The sequence below is a fragment of the Catellatospora sichuanensis genome, assembly GCF_007483665.1.
Lineage (GTDB): Bacteria > Actinomycetota > Actinomycetes > Mycobacteriales > Micromonosporaceae > Catellatospora > Catellatospora sichuanensis.
Genome location: NZ_VIQO01000001.1, coordinates 51,628 through 65,773, shown reverse-complemented (window position 1 = coordinate 65,773; position 14,146 = coordinate 51,628). Strand labels below are relative to the sequence as shown.

Below are 14,146 nucleotides of genomic sequence, written 5' to 3'. Positions count from 1 at the left end.
ACCCTTGGCCGCAACTCCTAGAGAGTTGCGGCCATCGGCACGGGCGGAGGCCGCGTGTCTTTGGGAGCTGCGGCAGGTGTGGGTCAGGACTGCGGCGTCCATTCGGGGCGGCGGCCGAGGTAGGCCAGCAGGACGGTGGTCGCGTCGGCGTCGGCGTCGGCGGCCACGGTCAGTTCGGCGGCGTACGCCCCGTAGGCGCGCAGCGGCTCGACGATCTGCTTCGCCACCGCGAGCAGCTGCTCGGCGTCCGGTGCGGTGAGCGGCGAGGGCCGACCGGTGGCGACGGCGATGTCCCACGCGTGCACCGCGGCGTCGAGCGCGCACGCCCCCGCGGCGACCCACAGCGGCAGCGGGCCCTGCGGCAGCGGCACGGGCACCTGCTCGGCGTCGGCGTGCACGGTCGCGAAGGCTGCCGCCGACAAGGCGAGGGCCTGCTCCAGCAGGGCGGCGGCGTCCCCGTCGATCCTGCCGGAGGGCTGGAACGGGTCCTCGCTCGGCCACGGGCCGCCGGTGATGGCCGCCGCGTAGCCGACCTGGTCGCCGGTGGCGTGTTGCAGGACCTGGGTGACCGTCCAGTGCTCGCAGGGTGTCGGCAGATCCCAGCCGTCGGCCGGGATCCCCGCCACGGCCGTCCGCAGTGCGGTGTGCGCCGCGCCGAGCAGGCTGATCGAGTTCGTGCCCGTGATGCTGGTCATGGCTCCGCCCTTCGTCTCGGCATTTCCGGAACGGAATGCCTCGTTCCGTTTTAGATTAGCAGATCGGAACGATCCGTTCCACTGCTAATCTGCAGTGGTGACGAAGACGAGCGCGGCCCCGATGTCGGGCCGCAAGCAGCAGGCGGCCCGCAATGACACGGTGATCCTCGACGCGGCCCGGGAGGTGTTCCTGGGTGACCCGAAGGCGCCCATCGCCGCCGTGGCCGAACGGGCGGGCGTCGGCATCAGCGCGCTCTACCGCCGGTACAGCGGCAAGGAGGAACTGCTGCGCCGGCTGTGCCACGACGGGCTGCTGCTGTTCATGGCGCAGGCGCAGGCGGCGCTGGCCGAACCGGACCCGTGGCGCGGCCTCACCGGTTTCCTGCGGGAGATCGTCGATGCCGACGTGCACTCGCTCACCGTGCACCTGGCCGGGACGTTCACGCCCACGCCCGAGATGGGTGCGACCGCCCGCCGGGCCGGAGAGCTGGTGGCGCGCCTCGTGCAGCGCACCCTCGACGACGGCAGCCTGCGGCCCGACGTCGTACTCGGTGACGTGACGCTACTGCTGGAGAGCTGCGCCGCGGTCCGGGTGCCCGACCCGGCGCGCACCCGGCAGCTGCGGGCCCGCCACCTCGCTCTGCTGCTCGACGGCCTGACTGCCGACCGTGATCGCGCTGACCTCCCCGGCCCCGCACCGACGGCCGCCGAACTCAACTGGCGCTGGCGCACCCCCTGACGCGGTCCGCCCGCACACCAAGGTCGTTCGACTTGCCTGGCACATGTGGGTATCCGCCTTCAAGATACGCACGACTGCCAGGCAAGTCGGCCGATCATCGGCGCCGCGCGCCGCTACGCGGTCCGTGGACCTGCGCCGCACCTCGGTCCGTCCTGCGCCGCACCGCGGTGCCTGGGTTCGGGGCACCGGGTGGGTCAGTGGAGTTCGGCGAGCAGGGACCGGCCCTGAGGCCAGGAGCCGAGGGCGGAGTCGGCGTTGAGGTGGCCGCCGCCGGGGACCACTACCAGGCGGGAGCCCCATGCCCGCGCGAAGGCCTCGCTGCGCGGCAGGGCCGCCCACGGGTCGTCGTCGCCGGCGACGAGGATGCTCGGGAACGGTAGCGGCACGAGCGGCACCGGGCGGAAGTTCACCAGCTCGGGCACCTCCGCGGTGTCCACATCGGCGGGTGCGACCAGCAGTGCGCCGCGCACCCGGGCGGTATCGCCGCCGCGGGCCACCCAGTGCGCCACGGTCACACAGCCCAGGCTGTGCGCCACCAGCGTCACCGGTTCGGGTGCGGCCGCCACCGCGGCGGCCAGCGTGTCGACCCAGTCGCCGACCAGCGGATGGAACCAGTCGGCCTGCTCGACGCGCTGGAACCCCAGCTCCTGCTCCCACCGGGTCTGCCAGTGCGCCGGGCCGGAGTTCTCGAAGCCGGGCAGGATCAGCACGCTCGTCACCACGGCAGCGTAGGCGGCGGGGAGACCGTCCTGCCTGCGCGGGTCACGACGCCCGGTACGCGATCACGGCCGGGCCGTCGGGACGCGACCGGTCACGACGCCGGGTACGCGTTCGCCGCCGCGCCCGCCCCGCCCGCCCGGAACGCGGCCGGTGCGTGTACGACGCAGGTCTGCGCGTACTCGGCGATGCCCTCGTCGCCGTACTCGCGGCCGTAGCCGGACCGTTTCACTCCGCCGAACGGCGCCCGCAGCGACATGCCGGTGCGGTTGTGCGTGTTGACGAAGACGAACCCGGCCTCCAGCCGCCGCGCCACGGCGAACGCCCGCTCCTCGTCGGCCGACCACACCGACGCGCCCAGCCCCAGCTCACCCGCGTTCGCGCGGGTGACGAGATCGTCCTCGTCGCGGTAGGTCAGCACCGGCACGGTGGGCCCGAACTGCTCCTCGGCGACCACGGGGGCGTCCTCGGGCACACCGGTCACCAGCGTCGGCGCGACGAAATGCCCGGCCCGCAGGTCGGTGCCCGGATCGACCCGGCCCACCGGCAGCGCCCGGCCGCCGCGCGACACGGCATCCTCGACCAGCCCGGCGATCCGGGCCGCCGCCTCGGCGGTCACCACCGGGCCCATGCTGACCCCGATGGCGAGCGGATCACCCAGGCACAGCACTTCCGCGGCAGCCTCCTGGTACGCGGCGACGAACTCGTCGTGGCGGGCCGCGGGCACGTAGAGCCGCTTGGCCGCCATGCACACCTGCCCGCTGGTCGCGAACGAGGCCATGACCAGCCGCCGCATCGGCTCCGGTGACAGGTCGGCGTCGTCGAGCAGCAGCACCGGATCGTTGCCGCCCAGCTCCAGCACGGTCGGCGTGGTCTGCGCCGCGGCCGTCGCCGCGACGGCCCGCGCCGTCGCGGCCCCGCCGGTGAACGCGACCTTGCCGACCAGCGGGTGCCCGACCAGCGCGGCACCCGCCTCAGCGTCACCGTGCAGCACCTGCAGCAGCGCGGCGGGCAGCCCCGACGCCAGCAGCCGCACCGTGCGGTCGATTGTCAGCGGGGCGAGTGGGGACGGCTTGACCACGACCGCATTGCCCGCGGCCAGCGCCGGGGCGATCTTCAGGAAGGACAGGATGATCGGGGCGTTCCACGGGGTGATCGCCGCGACCACGCCGTAGGGGCGGCGGCGCAGCAGCAGCCGTCCCGCCGCGTCGTCGATGGCCGTGTCCGCGAGTACCCGGGGGGCCTGCTCGGCCACCCAGCGCAGGAACGTCAGCGCGAAACCGAGCTCGCCGCGGCAGTCGGCCAGCACCTTGCCCGACTCGCGGGCCAGCAGTTCGGCCAGCACCGGCAGGTCCGGCTCGACCGCGTCCGCGGCGGCGCGCAGTGCGGCCACCCGGTCCGTGACGTCGATGCGCGCCCAGCCCCGCTGCGCCGCGCCGGCGGCCCGCACCACGGCGTCGACCCGTGCCGGGTCCGCCGCGGGCACGGTGCCGACCAGCTCGTACACCCGCGCCGGGTTGTAGCGCGCGATCCGCTCGCTCACGACCGCTCCTCGGCGCGTTCGCCGCCGTGCTTCGCCCGGCTCTCGGCATGTTCGCTGCGCGCGCTCACGCGGGCACCGGGCGCAGGGAGGAGATCATGCAGGCGCGCAGCAGGTGGGCGCGGGCGCGGGTCGGGTCGGCCGCGGTGGCGCGGATCTCGTCGAGGTACGCCGCGCGGGCCGCGGGGTCGGTGGCGGTGAGGCGCTGGTAGTTCTGGTGCGAGACGGTCTGCACGTACTCCAGCGCGATGCGCCGCCGCTGCGCCGTGGCGAGCCGGACCGCACCGTCGCCGGTGACCAGCGCGCGGGCGTACGCGACCGCGTCGTGGATGCCCGAGTTCATGCCCAGCCCGCCCAGCGGGTTGTTGACGTGCGCCGCGTCCCCCGCCAGCAGCACCCGTCCCACCTGGAACGTCTCGGCCACCCGCTGGTGCACCCGGTAGATGCTGGCGTGCGCGACCTGCCACGGCCGCCCCGGATCGGCGACCTGCCGCAGCCGCCCGTCGAGCCGGTCCAGCTCGTCGCGGTCCGGCGTGCCGTCGGGCGTCGGCAGCAGCACCCGCCAGTGATCCGGCGTACGCAGCAGCACCGACCAGTCCACCGGGTCGAACACGTAGTTGACCGCGGCCAGGTCGGCGAGCAGGCCGGGCAGGTCCTCATCGGTGGACGCGACCAGGAAACGCTCCGGGTAGGTGATGCCCGCGAAATCCACGCCGAGCGAGCGGCGCACCGCCGAGTGCGCCCCGTCGGCGGCGATCAGCCAGTCGCCGCGCTCGGTCCGGCCGTCGGCGGCGCGGACCACCACGCCGTCGGCGACCTGGTCGACGCCGAGAACCGGCCAGCCGAAACGGATCTCGCCCCCGGCGGCCTCGACCTCGGCCCGCAGGATCGGAGTGAGTTTCGACTGCTCGCACTGCACCCGGTACGGGTACGGCGTGTCCCGGGCCAGCACGGCCAGGTCGAGGGTGGCGATGTGGCCCTGTGCGCGGTCGCGGTAGGCGAACGTCGGCGCGATCAGGCCCCGCGCCAGCAGCGCGTCGACCACGCCCAGCTCGGCGAGCATCTCCAGGGTCGGCGGGTGGAACGTCGACGCCCGCGACTCGGCCGCGAGCTCCTCACCCGCCTCCAGCACGGTCACCGCGACACCCTGCCGCGCCAGCGCCAGCGCGGCGGTCAACCCGACCGGCCCCGCCCCGGCCACGAAGATCCTGGTCATGCCCTCTCCTCCCGCCATCCGGTCAGGCATCGTTGCTCGCGTTCAGCGACGAGCGCAGGTTGACGCCGCCCACCCTTTTATCGACGTTGGCCTATCACGTCGAAAATGTGCAGATCGAATTCGACGTAATAGGCCAACGTCGATGGAGAAAGCGGTCATCGGTCGTGCTTCGCGTCCAGGGCCAGGGCCTCGTCCTGACCGACGAGCCCGGTGAACTCGGTCCAGGCCAGCCGTTCCACGGTCGCCCTGCCCACGGTGGCGATCTCCCGATAGGCGCGGTCGGCGGCGTGCAGTGCGGCCAGCAGCGCGGCGACCGGGTGCAGCACCAGGCGCACCCCGACCGCGGCCAGGTCGGCATCGCTCGCGCGGTCGGCGTGCGCTCCCGCCTCGGAGCGGTTGAGCACCAGCGCGACGCCGGGCAGCGCCGCATGGGCGCGGGCCAGCTCGTCGAGATCGGACACGCCTTCCAGGAAGACGGCGTCCGCCCCGGCCTCGGCGTAGCGCCGGCCCCGGGTGGTCGCGTCGTCCAGCCCGGTCACGGTGTACGCGTCGGTGCGTGCCACCACCACGATCCCGGTGCCGTCGGACACCACCGCCCGGATCTTGCGAGCGGCCGCCTCGGCGTCGATCAGCTCCTTGCCCGCGAGGTGACCGCAGCGCTTCGGCATCACCTGGTCCTCCAGGTGCAGGCCGGACACGCCCGCTGCCGCGTAGCGCCGGGCGGTCCACACCGCCTGGAGCGCGTCGCCGTAGCCGGTGTCGGCGTCGGCCAGCAGCGGCGCGCCGCCCAGCGCGGGCGTGATCCGGGCGGCGCGTTCGGCGATGTGTGTGCCGTGCACGTAGCCCAGGTCGGGCAGGCCCAGGTCGAGCGCGGCGCAGGCGGCTCCGGACAGGTGCGCCGCCCGGTGCCCGGCGCGCACGGCGAGGGCCGCGGTGGGCGGGTCGTACACGCCGGGCAGGTGGGTCACGCCACCGGAGGCGAGCAGGGCCCGCAGCGCCGCGGCGGTCACGGGCGGCCGTGCAGCGCGAAGCCGCCCTCGACGCCGACGACCCGCGGGTTGGTGAAGAAGCGCAACGTCTCGGCCGTGCCCTCCTCCGAGTATCCGGACAGCCCCCAGGCCGGTCGCGGGGTGAACAGGTGCAGGCTCATCACGCTGGACCCGTTCACCTTCACCTCTCCCGCGCGCAGCCGCCGGGCGACCGCGAGCGCGGCGTCCTCGTCGGTCCCGGACACATACGCCTCCAGCCCGTACGGCGTGCCGTTGGCCAGCGCCACGGCTTCGTCGACGGTGCCGTAGGCGTGCACGGCGGCGACCGGCCCGAAGACCTCGTGCGTGGTGTGCACCGGATCGACCCCGGTGACCAGGGTGGGGCTGAGGTAGTTGCCGAGCTCGGGCACGGTCAGCGAGTAGTGTGCGGTGCCGCCGTGCCCGACGAGCGCGTCACGGGCCGCGGCGACCCGGTCGCGGTGTCCGGAGTGGACCAGCGGCCCGAAGTCGGTGTCGGGGTCCAGCGGCGCGCCGACGCGAAGTGCGGCGAGGCGCGCCAGGGTCGCGTCCAGGATCTCCGTGGCCCGGTCGGCGGGCACGATCAGACGGCCCAGCGCCCGGCACCACTGCCCGTTGAGAGTGGTCAGCAGGTCCGCGGCGGCACGGGCGGCCGCGGCGGTGTCCGCGTCGGGCAGCACGAGCAGCGGATTGTTGCCGCCGAGCTCCAGTTGCACGGGCTTGATGTCGTACGCGCAGGCAGCCGCAACGGCCCGGCCGCCGGTCAGCCCGCCGGTGAACGACACGGCCCGCACGCGCGGGTCGCGCACCAGCCGCGCGCCGGTGCCCGCGTCGCCGTGCAGGAGCTGGAACAGCCCGCCGGGGAGTCCCGCCTCGGCCAGCGCCGCGTGCACCGCCCGCGCCAGCAGTTGCGTGCCGTAGGGGGCGTATTCGCTGGGCTTGACGATGGTGGGGCAGCCCGCGGCGAGTGCGTTGGCGGCCTTGTGCGCGGCCATCGGCGCGGGCGCGTTCCACGGCACCAGGCAGGCCGCGGGTCCCCAGGGCAGCCGGTCGACGTGGGCGAGCCGGCCGTCTTCGCGCGGCATCGCGCTGCTCAGCCAACCGTCGCGCAACTGCATCGCGGCCAGCCGGAACGCGCCGCCGAGGATGACCGACAGCGGCATGGTCTGAGAGATCGGCACGCCGGTGGCGAAGGACTCCACGGCGGCGATGTCGGCGCCTGCGGCCTCCACCCGGGCCGCCACCGCGTCGAGCACGTCGGCGCGTTCGGCGGCGGGCAGGCTGGACCAGGCGCCGGAGTCGTGCACCCGGGTCGCCGCGGCGACAGCCGCCTCGACCCGCGCGGGGTCACTGCCCACGGCCGCGCCGACGGGCTCGCCGGTGGCCGGGTTCTGCAGCGTGAAGCCGAGCGGGGCGGCGCAGTCCTGCCAGTTCCCGTCCACCAGGTCGGCGACGGCCTCGGGTCGGGCGCTCACTTGGGCACGCTCGCGAACAGGTCGTTGGCCCGGTCGGCGGTGATCATGGCGGCCGCCTCGAGCCGCCCGCGCTCCGGCGGGAACGTCATGACCAGGCCCATCGACAGGTCGCGCAGCGCGCGGCCCATGGTGCCGTGCAGCGTCGCGCCGGAGGTGCCGGACGCCTTGAACGCGCCGACCGCGACCGCGAACGCGTTCTCGCAGATGGAGCCCTTGGCCAGCCGCCACTGCCGGTAGACGTCGCCCTTCGGCGCGATCGGCGGTTCGGACGTCTCCAGCAGCAGCTGGCGGCGCAGCCACAGGTACGCCGTCTCCAGGTTCTCGGTCATGTCACCGATGATCACCTGGTGCATGGGGGACTCCGCAATCGGCCGCCCGGTGTCGGCGAACGTCTTGCTGGTCAGCCGCTGCAGTGTCTCGTCGTAGACGCCCTGGGCGCAGCCGACGTAGACGGCGGTGATGGCGAGCTGGTTGCCGACGAAGCTGCCCCGGCTGCACTGCAGCATCTTCACGAACGCGCCGGGCACGGTCAGCGCCTCGGTCGCGGGCACCCATACGTCGCGCAGCGTGATGCCGTGGTTGGCCGAGCCCCGCATGCCCAGCCCGTCCCAGGCCGGGCGGGAGGCGACGCCGTCAGCCTCCCGCGGCACCAGGAACAGGGCCAGCCCGGCGGCGGTGTCGGTGCCGTCGAGGCGGGCGGTGACCAGGTACGTGTCGGCGACGCCGGTGGCGCAGCCGAACGACTTCTCTCCGGTGATCAGCCAGCCCTCGACGCCGTCGCGCGTCGCGGGGCGGGCCGTGGTGGAGATGGCGATGTTGGCGCTCGCGCTCTTGACCGACTCGCTGGCGAAGTTGGCCAGCCAGGTGCCGCCGGCCATGCGGCGCAGCACCTGCTCGGCGAAGGCCCGCACCACCGGCACGTCGGCCTCGTCGAACAGCCCGGCGTCGATCGCCTCCAGCGGCAGCAGCCCGCGCGAGGCGCTGGTGTTGTGGAAGAAGAAGGCCAGCGCGGTCGACGGGCAGGCGCTGCCCATGGCGAACGTCGCGGCGGCCAGGTCGCGCAGTCCGCCGCCGAGGCCGCCGTACTCCTCCGGGACGACCAAGCCGAGCAGCCCGGCCTCGCGCAGCAGCGCGACGTGTCCGGCCGGGAACTCCCCGGCGGCGTCGGCCTGTTCGGCCGCGGCGCGCAACGCGGGCAGCACCGCTTCCACGCGTGCCGCGCGGTCGAGTTCGGCGTCGGTCATGTCGTCGACGAGGCGCTGGCCGATGAGCCGGTCTGCCATTTCGTGCACTCCCTTGTGGATGGTCAGGCGAGTTCTTCAGGGACTGAGGCCGGGTAGCGGCGCGCAGGCCACGCCGAGCTGGCGAGCCAGCAGCAGCAGGTCGTGCGCGGGCAGGCCGCCGGAGCCGGGGTCGAGCACGGTGTCGAAGCGGTGCACCCCGCTCTTCATCGCGACCAGCGCGTTGACCAGGCCGAGGCCGTGGTGGGCGAGCAGCCGCACCCGCACCGGCGCGGGGCGGGTGCGCACCACGGCGTCCTGGAGCACCCGGCGCACCTGCAGCGGGGACGCGGGGCTGGTCTCGGCGCAGCCCAGCGTCACGCCGGGCATCCCGGCGAGCGCGTCGATCGCGGCGAGCACGTCGGCCTCGCGTGCGGGGGAGAAGGCGTCGGTGACGTAGGCCAGCACGGGCGCGTGCACCGCGGCGGCGGCCACCTGCGCGACGTCGCCGGGGTCGCGGACCAGCAGCGTGTGCAGTGCGGTGGCGGCGGGGTCGTCGAGCACCGTCATGGTGATCTCCTCGGGCAGCGGGTCGGCCAGTTGGCCCCACGCGCGCGAGTGGAACAGCAGCGGCGCGGTGATCCGCGGCACCGCCGCGTCGACCACCCGGCCGACGAAGATGGTGTGGTCGCCGCCGGGGTACGCGTGTTCGACGGTGCAGTCCAGCCGGCCGGTCGCGTCGGCGAGCATGGGGCACCCGGTCTCGCCGGTCAGCCAGGCCAGCCCGGCGAAGCGGTCCTCGCCCGGGCGTGCGCCCGCGAAGCGGCGGCCGATCTCGGCCTGGTCCTTGCCGAGGAAGCTCAGCGCGAACACCCCCGCCTGCTCGATCATCAGCCGGGTGGGCAGATGATTGCCCAGGCAGACGGAGACCAGTGGCGGATCGAGGCTGACGGAGGAGAATGAGCTGGCGGTCATACCGTGCGGGCGGCGGGTGCCGTCCGGCTCGGTCACCATGGTGGTGACCACGGCGACGCCGCTGGGCCACTGGCTCAGCACCGAACGCAGCAACGTGCCGTCCACCGCCACCGCCCTCCGTTTCGCATTAGGAAACGCTGTTGCCGTGAAGGTAACGACTCGGTCGCGCACCTGTCAACGCCCGTGCGGCCTCTGCGCGCGGAGCACGCCTGGATCTACACTGGCGACCGTCCGCGCTCTCAGGAGGACCCGTGCCCACTGCCGCTGCGAAGTCGACCGTCACCACTGACGACGACAGCCAGTCCCGCTCCATCGCCGCCGTCGAGCGGGCCATGGACGTGCTGCTCTACTTCGGGCGCAGCGGACATCCCGACCTGGGCGTCACCGAGATCGCGACCGCGCTGGGGCTGACCAAGGCCGCGGTGCACCGCATCCTCACCGCGCTGCGCAGCCGGGACCTGATCACGGTCGACCCGGTGACCCGGCGGTATGCCCTCGGCCACGCCGCGGTCTCACTGGGCCGCGCCTACCTGGCCCGCACCGACCTGCGCGCGATGGCCGCGCCCGAGCTGCGCCAGCTCGCGGAGGCGACCGGCGAGACGGCGACCCTGTCGCTGCGCCGCGGCGACACCCGCCTCTACGTGGACCAGGTCGTGCCCGACCAGGAGCTGCGCATGGAGGTGACGCTCGGTATCCCGTACCCGCTGCACGCGGGCGGGTCGTCGAAGGCGTTCCTGGCCTTCCTGCCCGACAGCGAGGTCGACGCCTACCTGGACCGCCACCCGCTGCAGCCGTTGACCGACAAGACAGTCACCGATCCGGCGAAGCTGCGCAAGGAGCTGGCCGCGATCCGCAAGCGCGGCTACGCGACCTCGCTCGGCGAACGGCAGGCCGGCGCCGCGTCGATCGCCGCACCGGTGTTCGACCACGACGGGCACGTGGTGGCCGTGCTGAGCGTCGCCGGTCCGGCCGCGCGCTTCAAGCCGGAGCAGTCCGGCAACGCCCAGGAGCTGGTGGCGGCGGCGGCCCGGATCTCCGAGCAGCTGGGCTACGTGGCACCCTGACCGGTCAGAGCCGCCTGCGGCGGCCGCCCTGTGATTCGTAGCGGTCGCCGCCGCGCTGTGGGTCGTAGCGGCGGGCACCGTCGTATTCGGGCGCGGGCGCCCACTGCCGGGAGACGGTGTCGGCGTCGGAGAAGTCCTTGCCCTTGCCCTTCACCGCGCGGTAGGTGAGCAGCGCGGCGACGAAGAAGATGCCCTGCGCCATGGTGTTCATGCCCTGCTGCACCCACTGGAAGGCCAGCGCGTCGCTGGCCGCGTGGCCGCGCAGCGGCACCAGCACGATCACGGCCAGCACACTGACCGGGAAGAGGCCCGCCGCCAGCGCGTTGCCGTGCTTCCAGGCGCGCACCGTGCCCAGCACGCTGATCCAGATGACGATCACGGTGGCGAGGATGAACGCGGGCTGCACCGAGCGGGACTGCACGGCCAGGGTCGCGACCCCCGCGCCGATCACCAGCAGCGGCCAGCGCCACCACTTCAGCGACTGGTGCAGCGACAGCGCCAGCAGCAGCCCGCCGGCGGCCAGCAGCGGGAAGAGCAGGTCGTCCAGCCAGTTGACGTCGATCGACCAGGCGGCGTGCAGCAGCTTCCAGGTGGACTTCGTCGCACCGCCCGCGCCCATCAGCACGGCGCCGATCCTGCCCAGGGCGGACGGCGCCAGCAGCAGGAACCCGACGAACGCCAGCAGCGTGGGCGCGAAGTCCTCCACCGCCAGCGCCACGCTGAGCGCGGGTGGAGTCTCCCCGGCCGCAGCCAGCACCAGGCCTGGCAACACATCCATGAGCATGCGCGCGAGCCTATGTGTATCCAGGAAGATCGTTCCAGCCTGCGAAGCAGACAAGATCTGACAGTCTACTTTGGATGTTTGGACCTTGCGTGAACGGCGTCCGTGCGCAGTCGGATGACCACCACATGTGATCGACTCGGCTGCACGGGTGAGCAGGCTCTTCGAAGTATCGAAAACCGGCGGTGTTCGGCCGCGCCGTTCGTAGCCTGGCGGCACATCCCGCTCCCCGGGACATTCCCGCACGGAAGGTTTCCCACCGTGAGACGTCCAGTCACCGGCCTGGTCTGCGCCCTGCTCGCCGCAGCCGCCCTGACCGCCGGCGCCGCCCCGGCGACCGCCGCCACCTTCGCGCCCGCGAACGGGCGGCTGCTGTTCATCGGCCAGTCCACGCAGGCCTCCTGGAACGACTACACCTCGTTCGCCGCGCCGCCCGCCGGCGGCTCGGTCTACTACGAGGTCAAGTCGGGCACCTGGGTCGACAACGGCCACCGCGACCATGCCACCTGGCTCGCCCAGCAGGGCAAGATGATCCAGGTCGGCGTGAGCTGGAAGGACAACCCGCCCGGCTTCACCGGCGGCGACGAGAACGCCAAGGCGGCCCGCTCCCGCGCGGTCACCCAGGAGATCGCGAACGGACAGCACGCGAGCCAGTTCACCAACCTGATCAACTTCATGAACGCGTACCCGCAGGCGAAGTTCTTCCTGCGCCTGGACTACGAGGTGTCCAGCTTCTACCACTGCACCGACGCGAGCTGCGCCTCCTACCGCAACGCCTTCGCCCGGCTGCGCACCCTGCTCGACGCGGGCACCGCGCCCGACAACGTCACCTACGTGTTCCACCCGGTGCGGGGCGAGTACGAGAAGCTCTACCCGGGCGACGCCGTCACCGACTGGATCGGCGTCTCCGTGTTCGCGCACGAGCTGTGCATGCCGATCTACGACGGCGGATACCTCTACAACGGCACCCCGCCGCAGAACTACGACACCGCTGCCCTGCAGTGCCGCAACGCCTACATCGGCAAGGACGGCAACGGCAACGACACCGCGATCTGGCGCAACTGGGACCACGACGGCAACGTGCTGAAGATGATGAAGTTCGCCGAGGACCACGGCAAACCGATGATCGTGTCGGAGTCCGGGATGATGAACTTCACCGACAACGGGGGCGACACCGCGGGGCTGGAGGCGGCGCGCGGCGAGACCTGGGTGCGGCGGCTGTTCAGTCTGATGAACTACGTCGGACCGCTGCCCAACACCGCGGGCACGTACGACCTCAGCAACGTGATCAAGGCGGCGGTCTACATCGACCTGGACTTCCGCTACGGCTGGGACGGCGTCGCCGACGGCAGTTTCGACTTCCCGGTCAACTCGACCTGGTTCGTCGACGGCCGCCTGTCGCGATACGGCGGTGCGAAGAACGCCTTCTGCGCCGGGCTGGTCGACCGGGCCTTCACCACGACCTGCGGCGGTGGCGCGGCCGAGCGCACGTTCGTCAACGTCGGGTCCAGCCGCTGCCTGGACGTGTCCGGCGGGCGTACCGCCGACGGCACCAAGGTGCAGCTGTGGGACTGCCTGAACAACCCGGCGCAGAAGTGGCGGGTGGAGTCCAACGGCTCGCTGGTCAATCCGAACTCCGGCAAGTGCCTGGACGTCGCGGACGGCAGCACCGCCGACGGGGCGATCGTGCGGCTGTGGACGTGCCTGGGCAACGGTGCGCAGCGCTGGACGGTCAGCGCCAACGGCACCATCGTGAACCCGCAGTCGGGCAAGTGCCTGGACGCCGACGGGTGGGGCACCGGGAACGGCACCCAGATGATCATCTGGACCTGCGGCAACCCCGTTCAGTCCAACCAGAACTGGCGCTGATCCGAGGCGACCCACCCCGCCCCGCGCTCCGGGCGGGTCACCCGTGAAGATCGCCGTTTCAGGTCGAGAACTGCGGCTGGACCACACATCTCGACCCGAAACGGCGATCATGCGCCGCCGCGGGCCGCGCGGGACGTCAGAGGTCGGCGAAGGGCTTGAGGACGCCGAGCGCGGCGGCGGCCAGCACGCTGCCCCAGATGCCCCACACGTACGGCAGGCAGCCGTCGATCGACCGCTTCAGGGCGCTCTCGACCTCGGGCGTGGAGCCGGTCGTCATCAGCGCGCCGAACGCCGGGCCGAAAGTCCGCAGGGTCAGCCGGATGCCCAGCCCGCAGCCGATGGCCACGGTGTAGAGCAGCAGTTTCGCGCCCAGCCAGCGCGGGTTGGTGTCGACCCCGAACGGCCGGTCCGCGACCAGCGTGTAGACGGCGGTGAGGCCGAGCGCCGCGATCAGGGTCAGCCGGATCGTCCAGTCGGCGCGGCGCACCCAGGGCCGGCGGCCGGGGTGGTGGTGGTCGGTGATGGTCGCGGCCAGCCACGCGGCGGCGAACAGCCACACCGCCACGACCACCGGCCAGCCGAACGGGTTGACGCCGAACACCGTCGCGCCGTGCGGCTCCAGCGCCATCAGCGTGACGCCGCTGGGCAGGAACAGCACGAGACAGATCTTCGGGCCGAGGTCGAGGCCACCCATGATCTTCAGGGCGGTGGCGCGCGCGGCGGGGGTGAGGTCGGGGCGGAGGACGAAGCGGCTCGACCAGAACACGCCCAGGTCGCCGCCGAGCCAGAAGACGAAGAGGATGATGTGGAGCAGAATCCACCAGCCGTGCGTATGCGATCCCACCGCG

General features: G+C 73.0%; 13 protein-coding genes. 3 read left to right on the top strand and 10 right to left on the bottom strand.

Annotated features, from left to right (window positions below; genetic code table 11):
• Positions 1-83: 83 nt before the first annotated feature.
• Positions 84-695, bottom strand: a complete 612-nt coding sequence (locus FLL47_RS15240; protein WP_144121182.1) for a TIGR03086 family metal-binding protein — start codon at positions 693-695, stop codon at positions 84-86.
• A gap of 97 nt (positions 696-792) precedes the next feature.
• On the opposite strand from FLL47_RS15240, the gene FLL47_RS15235 reads away from it, so the two are divergent.
• Positions 793-1,434, top strand: coding sequence for a TetR/AcrR family transcriptional regulator (locus FLL47_RS15235; protein WP_246157956.1), 642 nt, complete (start codon positions 793-795; stop codon positions 1,432-1,434).
• A gap of 194 nt (positions 1,435-1,628) precedes the next feature.
• On the opposite strand, the gene FLL47_RS15230 is transcribed toward FLL47_RS15235, so the two are convergent.
• The 7 genes from FLL47_RS15230 to FLL47_RS15200 form a co-directional block, all read right to left on the bottom strand.
• Complete coding sequence (locus FLL47_RS15230) at positions 1,629-2,153, bottom strand: RBBP9/YdeN family alpha/beta hydrolase (protein WP_222106086.1); 525 nt, start codon at positions 2,151-2,153, stop codon at positions 1,629-1,631.
• A gap of 92 nt (positions 2,154-2,245) precedes the next feature.
• Positions 2,246-3,694: an aldehyde dehydrogenase family protein gene (locus FLL47_RS15225; protein ID WP_144121180.1), complete on the bottom strand. Its 1,449-nt coding sequence runs from the start codon at positions 3,692-3,694 to the stop codon at positions 2,246-2,248.
• Between the two features lie 64 nt (positions 3,695-3,758).
• Positions 3,759-4,907, bottom strand: a complete 1,149-nt coding sequence (locus tag FLL47_RS15220; protein WP_144121179.1) for an FAD-dependent oxidoreductase — start codon at positions 4,905-4,907, stop codon at positions 3,759-3,761.
• Positions 4,908-5,062: 155 nt separating this feature from the next.
• Entirely contained in the window at positions 5,063-5,917 is an 855-nt protein-coding gene (locus tag FLL47_RS15215; protein ID WP_144121178.1) for an isocitrate lyase/PEP mutase family protein, read from the bottom strand.
• Positions 5,914-7,389 (bottom strand): aldehyde dehydrogenase family protein, encoded by a 1,476-nt coding sequence (locus FLL47_RS15210; RefSeq protein WP_144121177.1) that lies wholly within the window; start codon positions 7,387-7,389, stop codon positions 5,914-5,916. The genes FLL47_RS15215 and FLL47_RS15210 overlap by 4 nt, the downstream gene beginning before the upstream one ends.
• Positions 7,386-8,672 carry an acyl-CoA dehydrogenase family protein gene (locus FLL47_RS15205; protein ID WP_144121176.1) on the bottom strand — a complete coding sequence of 429 codons (1,287 nt, stop codon included), beginning with the start codon at positions 8,670-8,672 and terminating at the stop codon, positions 7,386-7,388. The genes FLL47_RS15210 and FLL47_RS15205 overlap by 4 nt, the downstream gene beginning before the upstream one ends.
• Before the next feature lie 36 nt (positions 8,673-8,708).
• Positions 8,709-9,689, bottom strand: coding sequence for a flavin reductase (locus FLL47_RS15200; protein ID WP_144121175.1), 981 nt, complete (start codon positions 9,687-9,689; stop codon positions 8,709-8,711).
• Positions 9,690-9,835: 146 nt separating this feature from the next.
• Here FLL47_RS15200 and FLL47_RS15195 point away from each other — a divergent pair, with 146 nt between their 5' ends.
• Positions 9,836-10,648 (top strand): IclR family transcriptional regulator, encoded by an 813-nt coding sequence (locus tag FLL47_RS15195; RefSeq protein ID WP_246157955.1) that lies wholly within the window; start codon positions 9,836-9,838, stop codon positions 10,646-10,648.
• A 4-nt stretch (positions 10,649-10,652) separates the two neighbouring features.
• Here the strand turns inward: FLL47_RS15195 and FLL47_RS15190 are convergent, their stop codons facing one another.
• Positions 10,653-11,432, bottom strand: coding sequence for a hypothetical protein (locus FLL47_RS15190; protein WP_144121174.1), 780 nt, complete (start codon positions 11,430-11,432; stop codon positions 10,653-10,655).
• 258 nt (positions 11,433-11,690) lie between these two features.
• Between FLL47_RS15190 and FLL47_RS44060 the strand changes: the two genes are divergently transcribed.
• Positions 11,691-13,298 (top strand): RICIN domain-containing protein, encoded by a 1,608-nt coding sequence (locus FLL47_RS44060; RefSeq protein WP_246157953.1) that lies wholly within the window; start codon positions 11,691-11,693, stop codon positions 13,296-13,298.
• Positions 13,299-13,434: 136 nt separating this feature from the next.
• On the opposite strand, the gene FLL47_RS15180 is transcribed toward FLL47_RS44060, so the two are convergent.
• A complete protein-coding gene (locus FLL47_RS15180) occupies positions 13,435-14,142 on the bottom strand; it encodes a hypothetical protein (protein ID WP_144121173.1) in 708 nt (235 codons plus the stop codon).
• Positions 14,143-14,146 lie beyond the last annotated feature (4 nt).